Source organism: Stutzerimonas sp. VN223-3, from assembly GCF_045999685.1.
GTDB lineage: Bacteria > Pseudomonadota > Gammaproteobacteria > Pseudomonadales > Pseudomonadaceae > Stutzerimonas > Stutzerimonas stutzeri_AR.
Window position 1 is genome coordinate 542,685 of record NZ_RBEC01000002.1, and the last position, 13,572, is coordinate 556,256.

At 56.7% G+C, this 13,572-nt stretch carries 15 protein-coding genes; all 15 read left to right on the forward strand.

Features of this window, described 5'->3' with window-relative positions; all coding sequences use genetic code 11:
• Positions 1-465: 465 nt before the first annotated feature.
• The 15 genes from rpmH (at position 466) to atpA (ending at position 13,538) form a co-directional block, all read left to right on the forward strand.
• The gene (gene rpmH, locus D7241_RS11385) at positions 466-600 is read left to right on the forward strand and encodes a 50S ribosomal protein L34 (protein ID WP_019340723.1); all 135 of its coding nucleotides are present in this window, start codon (positions 466-468) and stop codon (positions 598-600) included.
• Positions 601-617: 17 nt separating this feature from the next.
• Positions 618-1,013 (forward strand): ribonuclease P protein component, encoded by a 396-nt coding sequence (gene rnpA, locus D7241_RS11390; protein ID WP_408101622.1) that lies wholly within the window; start codon positions 618-620, stop codon positions 1,011-1,013.
• Positions 1,006-1,251, forward strand: coding sequence for a membrane protein insertion efficiency factor YidD (yidD, locus tag D7241_RS11395; protein ID WP_255982980.1), 246 nt, complete (start codon positions 1,006-1,008; stop codon positions 1,249-1,251). Before rnpA ends, yidD begins: the two co-directional genes overlap by 8 nt.
• Positions 1,252-1,253: 2 nt before the next feature.
• Positions 1,254-2,930, forward strand: coding sequence for a membrane protein insertase YidC (gene yidC, locus D7241_RS11400; protein ID WP_408101623.1), 1,677 nt, complete (start codon positions 1,254-1,256; stop codon positions 2,928-2,930).
• Positions 2,931-3,000: 70 nt separating this feature from the next.
• Positions 3,001-4,368 (forward strand): tRNA uridine-5-carboxymethylaminomethyl(34) synthesis GTPase MnmE, encoded by a 1,368-nt coding sequence (gene mnmE / locus D7241_RS11405; RefSeq protein ID WP_408101624.1) that lies wholly within the window; start codon positions 3,001-3,003, stop codon positions 4,366-4,368.
• A gap of 541 nt (positions 4,369-4,909) precedes the next feature.
• Positions 4,910-6,802: a tRNA uridine-5-carboxymethylaminomethyl(34) synthesis enzyme MnmG gene (gene mnmG, locus D7241_RS11410; protein ID WP_408101625.1), complete on the forward strand. Its 1,893-nt coding sequence runs from the start codon at positions 4,910-4,912 to the stop codon at positions 6,800-6,802.
• On the forward strand, positions 6,802-7,449 hold the full coding sequence (rsmG, locus tag D7241_RS11415) for a 16S rRNA (guanine(527)-N(7))-methyltransferase RsmG (protein ID WP_408101626.1): 648 nt from the start codon (positions 6,802-6,804) through the stop codon (positions 7,447-7,449). Before mnmG ends, rsmG begins: the two co-directional genes overlap by 1 nt.
• A gap of 19 nt (positions 7,450-7,468) precedes the next feature.
• Positions 7,469-8,257, forward strand: a complete 789-nt coding sequence (locus D7241_RS11420) for a ParA family protein (protein WP_255982970.1) — start codon at positions 7,469-7,471, stop codon at positions 8,255-8,257.
• A 9-nt stretch (positions 8,258-8,266) separates the two neighbouring features.
• Complete coding sequence (locus tag D7241_RS11425; RefSeq protein ID WP_255982968.1) at positions 8,267-9,139, forward strand: ParB/RepB/Spo0J family partition protein; 873 nt, start codon at positions 8,267-8,269, stop codon at positions 9,137-9,139.
• 150 nt (positions 9,140-9,289) lie between these two features.
• Positions 9,290-9,694, forward strand: coding sequence for a F0F1 ATP synthase subunit I (locus D7241_RS11430; protein WP_408101627.1), 405 nt, complete (start codon positions 9,290-9,292; stop codon positions 9,692-9,694).
• A 15-nt stretch (positions 9,695-9,709) separates the two neighbouring features.
• Positions 9,710-10,579: a F0F1 ATP synthase subunit A gene (gene atpB, locus D7241_RS11435; protein ID WP_408101628.1), complete on the forward strand. Its 870-nt coding sequence runs from the start codon at positions 9,710-9,712 to the stop codon at positions 10,577-10,579.
• Positions 10,580-10,633: 54 nt separating this feature from the next.
• Positions 10,634-10,891, forward strand: coding sequence for a F0F1 ATP synthase subunit C (gene atpE, locus D7241_RS11440; protein ID WP_002555987.1), 258 nt, complete (start codon positions 10,634-10,636; stop codon positions 10,889-10,891).
• A 58-nt stretch (positions 10,892-10,949) separates the two neighbouring features.
• The gene (locus D7241_RS11445) at positions 10,950-11,420 is read left to right on the forward strand and encodes a F0F1 ATP synthase subunit B (RefSeq protein WP_255982961.1); all 471 of its coding nucleotides are present in this window, start codon (positions 10,950-10,952) and stop codon (positions 11,418-11,420) included.
• A gap of 15 nt (positions 11,421-11,435) precedes the next feature.
• Positions 11,436-11,972 carry a F0F1 ATP synthase subunit delta gene (locus D7241_RS11450; protein ID WP_408101629.1) on the forward strand — a complete coding sequence of 179 codons (537 nt, stop codon included), beginning with the start codon at positions 11,436-11,438 and terminating at the stop codon, positions 11,970-11,972.
• A 21-nt stretch (positions 11,973-11,993) separates the two neighbouring features.
• Positions 11,994-13,538: a F0F1 ATP synthase subunit alpha gene (gene atpA / locus D7241_RS11455; protein ID WP_408101630.1), complete on the forward strand. Its 1,545-nt coding sequence runs from the start codon at positions 11,994-11,996 to the stop codon at positions 13,536-13,538.
• Positions 13,539-13,572: the final 34 nt, after the last annotated feature.

A 13,572-nucleotide genomic window follows, 5' to 3' on the forward strand; every position in this document is an offset into this window, starting at 1 on the left:
GCCTTCGACAACTCAGTTATCCACAATCGGCGAGCCTTCTTAGGCCAAAAGAAAACGCTGCGAATCGTTTTTGTTAACCAAGCTTTACAGCTAAGCGCTGTTGATAACTGTCCACGAGCTAGGCGTGTAATCGTGTGTATATCTTTGCCATAACCTCGCCTGTTGATAACTCAACAATTTATCCACAGCAAATCCAGCACATGCCCACGTTCAGTGCACGGCTTGTACAGAGCGTTAGAAAGCGTTGCGATAGCCGCCACGCCTGAGCTTAAGCCACTTATGCACAGAAAGTGGCGGCACCATCTATAAGCTCTGTATTAAGAAGATCTTAATATCTTTCTATCTATTAATTTCCTCATGAATGCCATTGGTTGGAAATTGACCTGACAGCCTGGCTTCTCTACAATCGCCGGTCTCTTAAAAGGGGGCCATTCCGGCCCGCAGTGGATCACCAGGTAAAGCATCATGAAACGCACTTTCCAACCCAGCACCCTCAAGCGCGCTCGCACCCACGGTTTCCGTGCTCGTATGGCCACCAAGAACGGCCGTGCCGTCCTGTCGCGCCGTCGCGCCAAAGGTCGTAAGCGCCTGGCAGTCTGAATACGTCGGGACAGGTAGTGAGTCGAGACTTCGGTCGGGAAAAGCGATTGCTGACCCCGCGCCAGTTCAAAGCGGTCTTCGACTCCCCTTCCGGCAAGTTACCGGGCAGGAATGTCCTGCTACTGGTGCGCGAAAATGAACTGCCACATCCCCGTATCGGGCTGGTGATCGGCAAGAAGAGCGTCAAGCTCTCGGTGGAGCGCAACCGCATCAAGCGACAACTGCGCGAAACCTTTCGTCTTCACCAGACAGAACTGACGGGATGGGACATCGTGGTTATCGCGCGCAAGGGATTGGCAGAGCTGGATAATCCCGAACTGGCACGGCAATTCGCCAAGCTCTGGAGGCGGTTGTCTCGCACCCCTTCTCAAGCAGTCAGCAATCTTGAACAGGGCACATCCGCCCATGCGTGAACTGGCCTTGGTCCCGATCCGGATCTACCGGTACGCCATCAGTCCCATGATGGCCAGTCACTGTCGTTTCTACCCAAGTTGTTCCTGCTATGCACTAGAAGCCATTGAAATCCATGGCCTGGTGCGCGGTGGCTGGTTGAGTCTGCGCAGGCTCGGCCGTTGCCATCCATGGAATCCGGGCGGCTATGATCCCGTGCCTTCCAACAACACCTCCAATTCATCTTCGATGACCGAGTAACCATGGATATCAAACGCTCGATCCTGCTTGTCGCATTGGCAGTCGTTGCCTACCTGATGGTTCTTCAGTGGAACCAGGACTATGGCCAAGCCGCCATGCCTGCTGAAACACGCCAGGAACAGCCTTCAGCTCAGCTTCCCGATACGCCGATACCTGCCACCAGTGCCGACGGTACACAGGCAGACATCCCTGCCCTAGGCGGCGAGCAGCAAGCGAATGCGCTCCCCGAAGCCCAGAGCAACTCGCAGCTGATCCATGTGCGTACCGACGTTCTGGACGTGGCGATCGATCCACACGGTGGTGACATCGTCGATCTGCGGCTGCCACAGTTTCCGCGTCGCCAAGATCGTCCGGACGTTCCTTTCCAGCTTTTCGAGCGCAGTGGCGAGCGAACCTATGAGGCTCAGAGCGGCTTGATTGGTGACGGTCCGGACAAGGCCAGTGGACGTCCGCTGTACAGTAGCGAGCAACGGCAGTACCAACTGGCCGAAGGTCAAGACCAGTTGGTGGTCGATCTGAAATACAGCGAAGACGGTGTCAACTACACAAAGCGTTTTACATTCGATCGTGGCAACTACGATCTTGGCGTGCGTTATCTGATCGACAATCAGAGTGGCGAACCCTGGACCGGTCATATGTTCGGTCAGCTGAAGCGTGACGACAGTGGTGATCCGTCTTCCAGCACCGCGACCGGAACGGCAACCTACCTGGGTGCTGCACTCTGGACCCAGGACGAGCCGTACACCAAGGTGTCCATGGGCGACATGGACGACAAGAACCTGAAGATAACTGTAGAAGGCGGGTGGATCGCCTGGTTGCAGCACTACTTCGTGACTGCTTGGATTCCGTCTGCCGACCAGACCAACCAGGTACAGACCCGCAAGGACAGCCAGGGCAACTACATCATCGGCTTCACCGGCCCCGCGATCTCGGTCGCTCCCGGAAGCCAGGGTGAAGCAGCTGCGACGCTGTATGCCGGCCCCAAGAGCCAGGATCAGCTGGAGGAACTGTCCCCCGGTCTGCGTTTGACCGTCGACTACGGCATTCTCTGGTTCATCGCGCAGCCGATCTTCTGGCTGTTGCAGAACATCCACGCACTGCTGGGCAACTGGGGCTGGTCGATCATTGCGCTGACGGTAATCATCAAACTTGCATTTTTCCCGCTTTCGGCTGCCAGTTACAAATCTATGGCCCGCATGCGCGCCGTGTCGCCGAAAATGCAGGCGCTGAAGGAGCAATTTGGCGATGACCGCCAGAAAATGTCCCAAGCGATGATGGAGCTGTACAAGAAGGAGAAGATCAATCCACTGGGTGGCTGCCTGCCAATCCTGGTACAGATGCCGGTATTCCTCGCGCTTTACTGGGTGTTGCTGGAAAGCGTCGAAATGCGCCAAGCACCATGGATGTTCTGGATCACCGACCTGTCGATCAAAGATCCGTTCTTCATCCTTCCGATCATCATGGGCCTGACCATGTTCGTTCAGCAGCAGCTGAATCCGACACCGCCGGACCCGATGCAGGCCAAGGTGATGAAGTTGCTACCAATCATCTTTACCTTCTTCTTCCTCTGGTTCCCTGCAGGCCTGGTGCTGTATTGGGTAGTCAACAACTGCTTGTCGATTGCGCAGCAGTGGTACATTACCCGCAAGATCGAAAGGCAGAATGCTGCCACCGCCTGATCTTTCGACGTGAACAGAACGCCCCTTGATTGGGGCGTTTTGCATTTTTCGTCCTGCCTGGGAGAGACGCATGAGTCAAGATCGCGAAACCATCGCTGCAGTCGCCACTGCCCCGGGACGAGGCGGCATCGGCGTTGTGCGTATTTCCGGGCCGCGAGCGAAAGCAGTGGCCATCACCCTTAGCGGTCGGGAACCTGTTGCCCGCCATGCGCATTACGGCCCGTTCCACGCCGACGACGGCGAGGTAATTGATGAAGGGCTGATGCTGTTCTTTCCTGGTCCACATTCCTTTACTGGCGAAGATGTACTGGAACTGCAAGGCCACGGCGGGCCGGTCGTCATGGACATGCTGCTGCGTCGCTGCGTGGAACTGGGTGCTCGCCTTGCTCGGCCAGGTGAGTTCAGCGAGCGGGCATTTCTCAACGACAAACTGGATCTGGCCCAGGCGGAAGCGATCGCCGACCTGATCGAGGCGAGCTCCGCTCAGGCCGCCCGCAACGCCGTACGTTCATTGCAGGGCGAGTTCTCACGCCGGGTACACCAGCTCACCGAAAAAATGATTCAGCTGAGGATCTATGTCGAGGCGGCAATCGACTTTCCCGAAGAGGAAATCGACTTTCTCGCCGACGGCCGCGTGCTGGCGTTGCTGGAGGCAGTCAGAGAAGAGTTGTCCAAGGTCATCCATGAAGCCGGCCAGGGCGCTTTGCTTCGCGAAGGGATGAACGTGGTGATTGCCGGTCGGCCAAATGCCGGCAAGTCGAGCTTGCTGAATGCACTGGCGGGCCGCGACGCGGCAATCGTTACCGATATCGCCGGTACCACGCGCGACGTGCTGCGCGAACACATCCATATCGATGGCATGCCCTTGCACGTTATCGATACCGCCGGCCTTCGCGACACCGACGATCAGGTTGAACGGATCGGTGTCGAGCGTGCTATCAAGGCCATCGACGATGCCGACCGAATATTGCTGGTGGTGGACGCCAGCGCGTCATCATCCGACGCCGAAGAGTTCGGTTGGCCAGATTTCCTTGTCGTCAAACCGGATCCCAACAAGACGACGTTGATCCGCAACAAGGCCGACATCACCGGCGAAAGTGCAGCCCTTTCGGTCGATATTGACGGCCACAGCACGTTGAGTCTCTCCGCTCGATCGGGCGACGGGCTGCAGCTGCTCCGCGAACATCTGAAGGCCTGCATGGGCTACGACCAGACTGCGGAAAGCGGCTTTAGCGCGCGTCGCAGGCATCTGGATGCCTTGCGACAGGCTGCAGAGCACCTTGAGCATGGCCATATGCAACTTACCCTGGCAGGAGCGGGCGAGCTTCTTGCCGAAGATCTGCGACAGGCCCAGCACGCGCTCGGAGAAATCACCGGCGCATTCAGCTCCGATGATCTACTCGGGCGTATCTTTTCCAGCTTCTGCATCGGTAAATAGCGTCACGCTTAGCTGTCGCCAGTTTCCGGCCAAAGCGGGACGTCTGTGCCGACTCGATCATCGAGCAGCGCTTGTCCAGGTTTTGAGCGCGCTGTCTGTCAAGCAAGCATGGCGCCTACTCCCGGTGCGGCGGTGGCTACTGCAAAATACTGCACGCGATAACCCTGTGGAAAACCAAGCCCAAGCTCGGTCCATAACCCGTTCACAACAAGGTGGTTAAACAGCTCTGTGTATAAGTGGCGATTTCATGCACAGGTTTTGAACGGGTATCACACTGCCAGCGCCCAGAATCAACACAGCCTTCGCTTATGATCCAGCCCTTGCAGACAGGCCGCTGTAGCCATCTATCCACAGATATCTGCGTCCTAGTTATAAACATAAAAATAGGCTTTAAATAATTCTTTTCTTTTTATCTATTTCCAAGGCTTCAACTGCCTACGCGCAGCTGGTCATTTTTTGTGCAAAGGCCTTCTTTCACACGCCGCGAATCCCTATACTTGCGCGTTTCTCAGAACTCATCTGAACAGGCACGAGGTGCGTGGTGGATTTCCCTTCTCGTTTTGATGTCATCGTTATCGGCGGTGGCCATGCCGGTACCGAGGCTGCCCTGGCAGCAGCCCGAATCGGCGTGAAGACCTTGCTGCTCACGCATAATGTCGAGACGCTTGGGCAGATGAGTTGCAATCCGGCCATCGGCGGCATAGGCAAGAGCCATCTGGTCAAGGAAATCGATGCACTCGGCGGCGCCATGGCTAGCGCCACCGACCTGAGTGGCATTCAGTTCCGTGTGCTCAACAGCCGCAAAGGCCCCGCAGTCCGCGCGACTCGAGCCCAGGCAGACCGCGTTCTGTACAAGGCAGCCATTCGCGAGACGTTGGAAAACCAGACCAACCTGTGGATATTCCAGCAGGCAGCGGACGATTTGATCGTAGAAGCAGACCGGGTAAAAGGCGTGGTCACCCAGATGGGACTACGTTTCTTCGCGGAGTCAGTGGTGCTCACCACCGGTACCTTTCTCGGCGGACTTATCCACATAGGTCTGCAGAACTATTCCGGAGGTCGCGCCGGCGACCCGCCTTCAACTGCCCTGGCGAAGCGTTTGCGTGAGTTGCCGCTGCGTGTCGGCCGGCTGAAGACCGGGACGCCGCCACGTATCGACGGGCGAAGCGTCGATTTCTCGGTGATGACAGAGCAGCCTGGTGACACGCCTATACCGCCGATGTCGTTCCTTGGCGACGGTGCACAACACCCGCGACAGGTCAGTTGCTGGATCACCCATACCAATGCACGGACCCATGAGATCATTGCCGCCAACCTCGATCGCTCGCCGATGTACTCCGGCGTCATCGAAGGCGTAGGCCCGCGTTACTGCCCGTCAATCGAAGACAAGATTCATCGTTTCGCCGACAAGGACAGCCATCAGGTATTCATCGAACCCGAGGGCCTGACGACTCATGAACTCTATCCAAACGGAATTTCCACCTCGCTTCCATTCGATGTCCAGTTGCAGATCGTGCAGAGCATCCGCGGCATGGAGCAGGCGCACATCGTTCGACCAGGCTACGCCATCGAATACGATTATTTCGATCCGCGTGATTTGAAGTACAGCCTGGAAACCAAGGTCATTGCTGGACTGTTCTTTGCGGGTCAGATCAATGGCACCACCGGTTACGAAGAAGCGGGCGCACAGGGGCTGCTCGCCGGAACCAATGCCGCGTTGCGCGCGCAGGGCCGCGACAGCTGGTGTCCGCGCCGGGATGAGGCCTACCTCGGCGTTCTGGTCGACGATCTGATTACCCTGGGCACCCAGGAGCCGTACCGCATGTTCACCTCGCGCGCCGAGTATCGGTTGATTCTCCGTGAGGACAATGCGGACCTGCGGTTGACCGAGAAGGGCCGTGAGCTGGGGCTGGTGGATGATGTTCGCTGGGCGGCTTTCGAGCGTAAGCGCGAGCGCATCGTTCAAGAGGAACAGCGGCTGAAAAGCACTTGGGTGCGGCCCGGAACACCCGAGGGAGACGCCATCGCCGAACGCTTCGGGACGCCGCTGACCCATGAGTACAACCTGCTCAATCTCCTTGCCCGCCCGGAGATCGACTATCGCAATCTGGTTCAGCTCACCGGTACAGGCGTCGAGGATTCGCAGGTCGCAGAGCAGGTAGAGATCAAGACCAAGTACGCTGGCTATATCGATCGCCAGCAAGACGAGATCGCTCGCCTTCGTGCCAGTGAAAATGTCGTACTACCGGCAGAGCTGGATTATTCAAAGATTTCGGGGCTTTCCAAGGAAATCCAGCACAAGCTCTCGCTCGCTCGCCCTGAGACGCTTGGCCAGGCCTCGCGAATTCCAGGCGTGACTCCTGCTGCCGTATCACTGTTGATGATCCACCTGAAAAAGCGCAGTGCCGGGCAGAAGCTGGAGCAAACCGCCTGATGGAGCCCGGAGACGTCAGCTACGCGGCAGAGCTGGAACAGGGCGCGACCCAACTGGGCATCGAGTTGAGCGAGACTCAGCAACAGCAGCTTCTCGCCTATCTCGCTCTGCTGAACAAATGGAACAAGGCCTACAACCTGACTGCGGTGCGTGATCCAGCGGAAATGGTTTCTCGTCATCTGCTTGATAGCCTCAGCGTCGTGCCGCATGCGGAGCAGGGCGGTTCACGCTGGCTCGATGTGGGAAGCGGTGGAGGTATGCCCGGCATACCTCTGGCCATCCTGTTCCCAAAGCGGAGCTTTACCCTGCTCGACTCGAATGGCAAGAAGACCCGCTTTCTCACCCAAGTGAAGCTGGAGCTGAAACTCGCCAACGTCGAGGTTGTCCACAGCCGCGTCGAGCAGTTCAAACCCGAGCAGCCATACACTGACATAACCTCTAGGGCTTTCAGTTCGCTAGACGACTTTGCCAACTGGACGCGTCATCTGGGTGATATGGAGACTCGCTGGCTTGCCATGAAAGGTGTGCAGCCGGACGATGAGCTGCAGGCTCTGCCTGAAGACTTCCAGCTGGAGCACTGCCTAGTTCTCAAGGTTCCTGGTTGCCAAGGGCAACGCCATCTGTTGATACTGCGCCGCACTTCATGACTCCGGACAGACACTGACCATGGCTAAAGTATTTGCCATCGCCAACCAGAAAGGCGGTGTCGCCAAGACCACCACCTGCATAAACCTCGCCGCCTCGCTCGTTGCGACGCGTCGTCGTGTGCTGCTCATCGATCTCGATCCACAGGGCAATGCCACGACCGGAAGTGGTGTGGATAAGTTGAGCCTTGAATATTCGATCTATGACGTTCTGATCGGTGAGTGCAACCTAGTCGACGCCATGCAGTTTTCCGAACACGGTGGCTATCAACTGCTTCCGGCCAACCGTGACCTGACCGCCGCAGAAGTTGCGCTTCTGAATCTGCCGGCCAAGGAAAACCGCTTGCGTGAGGCGCTCGCCCCTGTACGGGAAAACTACGATTACATTCTTATAGATTGCCCACCTTCGCTGTCGATGCTGACCATCAACGCGTTGACTGCGGCTGATGGCGTAATCATTCCGATGCAGTGCGAATATTACGCGCTCGAAGGGCTGACCGACTTGGTCAATTCAATCCAGCGCATCGCACAGGCGTTGAACCCGTCGCTGAAGATCGAGGGCCTGTTGCGCACCATGTACGATCCGCGAAGCAGCCTGACCAACGATGTCACCGAACAGCTGAAGGCGCATTTCGGCGAAAAACTTTACGACACCGTTATCCCGCGCAATGTGCGGCTGGCAGAAGCGCCCAGTCACGGCATGCCGGTGTTGGTCTATGACAAGCAATCCAAGGGTGCCTTGGCCTATCTGGCACTGGCGGGCGAGCTGTCGCGTCGCCAGCGGCGAGCCGCCCGCAGCGTAACCGCATAAGGAATTTTCATGGCGACCAAAAAACGAGGCCTAGGACGCGGACTGGATGCCCTGCTCGGCGGCGCCAACGTAACGGCAATGCAGGAAGAAGCCGTTCAGGTCGATGAGCGCGAACTGCAACAGTTGCCCCTCGATCTGATTCAACGGGGCAAATATCAACCGCGGCGTGACATTGACCCAGTGACCCTCGAAGAGCTGGCGCAATCGATCCGCACCCAGGGTGTGATGCAGCCAATTGTGGTCCGCTCGATAGGTTCGGGACGCTACGAAATCATTGCTGGCGAGCGCCGCTGGCGCGCCAGCCAGCAAGCTGGCCTGGAGAAGATTCCAGCGATGGTGCGCGAAGTCTCCGATGAGACTGCCATTGCCATGGCGCTGATCGAGAATATCCAGCGCGAGGATCTCAATCCAATCGAGGAAGCCGTGGCACTGCAACGGTTGCAGCAGGAATTCCAACTGACCCAGCAACAGGTTGCAGACGCCGTGGGCAAGTCCCGTGTGACCGTTAGCAATCTGCTGCGTCTGATTGCCTTGCCGGAAGAAATCAAAACCCTGCTTTCCCACGGCGATCTGGAAATGGGACACGCGCGGGCCTTACTGGGCTTGCCTGTCGAACAGCAGGTTGAAGGCGCGCGGCATGTTGTCGCACGAGGGCTGACCGTTCGCCAGACGGAGGCTCTGGTACGGCAGTGGCTGAGTGGTAAAGAAGGCTCTAAAACCGAGCCGAAGAACGATCCTGACATTGTTCGTCTAGAGCAGCGGCTGGCCGAGCGGCTGGGTTCGCCGGTGCAAATCAAGCATGGCGAGAAAGGCAAGGGTCAGTTGGTGATCCGCTACAATTCGCTGGATGAACTGCAGGGCGTTCTCGCCCATATACGCTGAAACAATTACAAACGTATGAGGTTGTAGTACCGCTTGGTAATCACTACCAAACGGTTGTACCTGGCTCTAACGCCACATATAATCTGCGCGCATTTTAAAGACACATGGCATGACGATTGAATGGCGTGCCGGCGAAGCCAAGGGAAATAATTGGTCGACTACGAGCGAAAACGCCTACCGCTCCATCGGATAGCGGTCTTTCCGGTTCTGTTGACACAGTTGGCGTTGTTGCTCGCCGCAGCGGTTGTGTTGTGGCAATGGATCGATCACGTAGCAGGTTACTCTGGGTTGCTTGGCGGTTTGATAGCTTTGCTTCCAAACATTTATTTCGCTCATAAGGCTTTTCGCTTTAGCGGCGCTCGAGGTGCTCAAGCTATCGTTCGGTCATTCTACGCCGGCGAAGCGGGGAAACTGATCTTTACGTCAGTGCTGTTCGCGCTGGCATTCGCAGGGGTGAAACCGCTGAACCCGCTTTCATTGTTCGGTGTGTTCATACTGACTCAAGGGGTCGGTTGGTTTGCTCCTCTGCTGATTAAGAAAAGAATTTCAAATTGATTCATTGAGGCAATCATGGCAGCAGAGAACGCTTCGGGATACATACAGCACCACCTGTCGAATCTAACCTACGGCCGGTTACCCACCGGGGAATGGGGATTCGCCCATTCTGCTGAACAAGCCAAGGAAATGGGATTCTGGGCATTCCATGTTGATACTCTTGGAGTTTCCGTGGTGCTCGGTCTGGTATTTATCCTGCTGTTCTGGGCAGTTGCTAGAAAGGCCACGTCCGGTCAGCCGGGCGGCGCGCAAAACTTCGTCGAAATGATGGTGGAATTCGTTGACGGTAGCGTGAAGGACACGTTCCACGGCCGCAACGCGCTAATCGCACCCTTGGCCCTGACCATTTTCGTCTGGGTATTCTTAATGAACTTCATGGATCTCATCCCGGTAGATTGGTTGCCTATGTTGGCTGCCAGCATCGCCGGCAATGAGCATCTATTCTTCCGCGTGGTCCCGACCACCGATCCTAACGCTACGCTTGGCCTTGCACTTTCCGTGTTTGCGCTTCTGCTGTTTTATAGCGTCAAGGTCAAAGGTTTGGGTGGGTTTTTCGGCGAGCTTACGCTGCATCCTTTCAGCAGTAAGAATATGGCCGTGCAGGTCCTGCTCATCCCGATCAACTTTCTTCTCGAATTCGTTACCCTGATTGCCAAGCCTGTTTCGCTGGCGCTGCGTCTGTTCGGCAACCTTTATGCTGGCGAACTGATCTTCATCCTGATCGCCATCATGTTCGCTAATGGGGTGATACTGGGTGGACTGGGTATTGTTCTGCAGTGGGCGTGGGCTGTGTTCCACATCCTGATCATCGTGCTGCAGGCTTTCATCTTTATGATGCTCACAATCGTCTACCTGTCGATGGCTCATGAAGAAAACGATCACTGATTCGATTCGCTATACCTAAACCCTTAACCAATACGACATTAAGTCGGAGGAAAAATGGAAACTGTAGTTGGACTGACTGCTATCGCTGTAGCTCTGCTGATCGGCCTGGGTGCCCTGGGTACTGCAATCGGCTTCGGCCTGCTGGGCGGAAAGTTTCTGGAAGGCGCAGCGCGTCAGCCGGAGATGGTACCGATGCTGCAGGTGAAGATGTTCATCGTCGCCGGCTTGCTCGATGCGGTAACCATGATCGGTGTCGGTATTGCGCTGTTCTTCACTTTCGCGAACCCCTTCGTTGGTCAATTGGCAGGCTGATCCATTCGATTTTCCGAATGGGTAGGTTTGACGGACAACGAACGAGCGAGGTGTTGGCGTGAACATTAATGCAACCCTGATTGGCCAGTCCGTTGCGTTCTTCATTTTTGTGCTGTTCTGCATGAAGTTCGTGTGGCCTCCGGTCATAGCAGCTCTGCGGGAACGCCAGAAGAAGATCGCTGATGGCCTGGACGCTGCCAGTCGCGGTGCTCGTGATCTGGAGTTGGCTCAGGATAAAGCGAGCCAGCAACTGCGCGAAGCCAAGACGCAGGCAGCTGAAATCATCGAGCAAGCCAAAAAGCGCGCTAACCAGATCGTTGACGAAGCTCGCGATCAGGCCCGTGTCGAGGGTGAGCGGCTTAAGATCCAGGCTCAGGCCGAGATCGAGCAGGAATTGAACGGAGTCAAGGACGCTTTGCGTGCCCAACTGGGCAGTCTGGCCGTCAGTGGCGCCGAGAAAATCCTGGGCGCTTCCATCGATCAGAACGCGCATGCGGAGCTGGTTTCCAAATTGGCAGCCGAAATTTAAGCGAGGGGCGCGATCATGGCAGAACTGACCACGCTGGCCCGACCTTACGCCAAGGCTGCCTTCGAGTACGCACAGGTCCATCAGCAACTGGCCCAATGGTCAGCCATGCTCGGTCTGGCTGCAGCGGTGTCGCAAGACGACACCATGCAGCGCGTGCTCAAGGCCCCGCGTATGACGAGAAACGACAAGGCCACCACCTTCGTTGAGGTGTGTGGTGAAAAGTTTGACGCTCAGGCACGCAATTTCATTCACGTATTGTCCGCTAACGACCGTTTGCCGTTGTTGCCGGAGGTCTCCGAATTGTTCGAGCTGTACAAGGCCGAGCAGGAAAAAACGGTAGATGTGGATGTGACCAGCGCCTTCGCGTTGAGCAACGAACAGCAAGACAAACTCGCCAAGGTTCTCAGTGCACGGCTCGGCCGGGAAGTGCGCCTGCATGCCGCGGAAGACGCCTCCCTTTTGGGGGGGGTATTGATCCGCGCCGGCGACCTGGTTATCGATGGCTCAGTCCGCGGCAAGATCGCGAAACTGGCCGAAGCATTGAAATCTTGAGTTTGAAGGGGCAGCAGAGCAATGCAGCAACTCAATCCTTCCGAAATAAGTGAAATCATCAAGGGGCGCATCGAGAAACTCGATATCGCCTCTCAAGCCCGTAACGAAGGCACTGTCGTCAGCGTATCGGACGGTATTGTGCGGATTCATGGTCTGGCCGACGTTATGTATGGCGAGATGATCGAATTCCCAGATGGCGTCTACGGTATGGCCATGAACCTGGAACGCGACTCTGTCGGTGCCGTGGTTCTGGGCGCTTACCAGACGCTTGCCGAAGGCATGAGCGCCAAGTGCACTGGTCGCATCCTTGAAGTACCGGTGGGCCCTGAGCTGCTCGGCCGCGTGGTCGACGCTCTGGGTAATCCGGTCGACGGTAAAGGCCCGCTGAACAATGTCGCTACCGATGCGGTCGAAAAGGTTGCGCCGGGCGTGATCTGGCGTAAGTCAGTCGATCAGCCGGTCCAGACCGGTTACAAGGCAGTTGACGCCATGATTCCCGTTGGCCGCGGCCAGCGTGAGTTGATCATTGGCGACCGTCAGATCGGTAAGACCGCTTTGGCGATTGATGCGATCATCAACCAGAAAAACAGCGGTATTTTCTGCGTATATGTTGCCATCGGCCAAAAGCAGTCGACCATTGCCAACGTGGTACGCAAGCTTGAGCAGAACGGCGCTCTGGCTAACACCATCATCGTTGCTGCGAGTGCTTCAGAATCCGCCGCGTTGCAGTTTATTGCACCATACGCTGGCTGCACCATGGGCGAATACTTCCGTGACCGCGGCGAAGACGCCCTGATCGTCTATGACGATCTGTCCAAGCAAGCAGTTGCTTATCGCCAGATTTCCCTGCTGCTGCGCCGTCCGCCAGGACGCGAGGCATACCCAGGCGACGTGTTCTATCTCCACAGCCGTCTGCTGGAGCGTGCATCACGCGTTTCTGAAGAGTACGTCGAGAAGTTCACCAACGGCACTGTGACTGGCAAAACCGGCTCTCTGACTGCTCTGCCGATCATCGAAACCCAGGCGGGCGACGTTTCCGCGTTCGTTCCGACCAACGTGATTTCCATCACTGACGGTCAGATCTTCCTGGAATCAGCGATGTTCAATTCGGGTATCCGTCCGGCCGTCAACGCCGGCGTATCGGTTTCCCGTGTGGGCGGTGCTGCTCAGACCAAGATCATCAAGAAGCTGTCCGGTGGTATTCGTACTGCATTGGCGCAATACCGTGAGCTGGCGGCTTTCGCCCAGTTCGCTTCCGATCTGGACGAGGCGACCCGCAAGCAGCTCGAGCATGGTCAGCGCGTTACAGAGCTGATGAAGCAGAAGCAGTACGCGCCGATGTCGATTGCCGACATGTCACTGTCGCTGTATGCCGCTGAGCGTGGTTTCCTGACCGACGTCGAAATAAACAAGGTCGGTAGCTTCGAGCAGGCCCTGATCGCCTACTTCAACCGTGATCACGCCGATTTGATGGCGAAGATTAACGTGAAGGGTGACTTCAACGACGAAATCGATGCGGGCCTCAAAGCCGGCCTCGAGAAGTTCAAGGCCACCCAAACCTGGTAAGCCGCAGCGGAGGCCATAAGGCCTCCGCCTGCTT

Bases quoted from the DNA above. Each gene is read 5' to 3' on its own strand.
- mnmE (WP_408101624.1), top strand. From the start codon at position 3,001: ATGAGTCAAGATCGCGAAACCATCGCTGCAGTCGCCACTGCCCCGGGA.
- yidC (WP_408101623.1), top strand. From the start codon at position 1,254: ATGGATATCAAACGCTCGATCCTGCTTGTCGCATTGGCAGTCGTTGCC.
- atpB (WP_408101628.1), top strand. From the start codon at position 9,710: ATGGCAGCAGAGAACGCTTCGGGATACATACAGCACCACCTGTCGAAT.
- atpE (WP_002555987.1), top strand. From the start codon at position 10,634: ATGGAAACTGTAGTTGGACTGACTGCTATCGCTGTAGCTCTGCTGATC.
- D7241_RS11425 (WP_255982968.1), top strand. From the start codon at position 8,267: ATGGCGACCAAAAAACGAGGCCTAGGACGCGGACTGGATGCCCTGCTC.
- yidD (WP_255982980.1), top strand. From the start codon at position 1,006: ATGCGTGAACTGGCCTTGGTCCCGATCCGGATCTACCGGTACGCCATC.
- rsmG (WP_408101626.1), top strand. From the start codon at position 6,802: ATGGAGCCCGGAGACGTCAGCTACGCGGCAGAGCTGGAACAGGGCGCG.
- rpmH (WP_019340723.1), top strand. From the start codon at position 466: ATGAAACGCACTTTCCAACCCAGCACCCTCAAGCGCGCTCGCACCCAC.
- atpA (WP_408101630.1), top strand. From the start codon at position 11,994: ATGCAGCAACTCAATCCTTCCGAAATAAGTGAAATCATCAAGGGGCGC.
- D7241_RS11450 (WP_408101629.1), top strand. From the start codon at position 11,436: ATGGCAGAACTGACCACGCTGGCCCGACCTTACGCCAAGGCTGCCTTC.
- D7241_RS11420 (WP_255982970.1), top strand. From the start codon at position 7,469: ATGGCTAAAGTATTTGCCATCGCCAACCAGAAAGGCGGTGTCGCCAAG.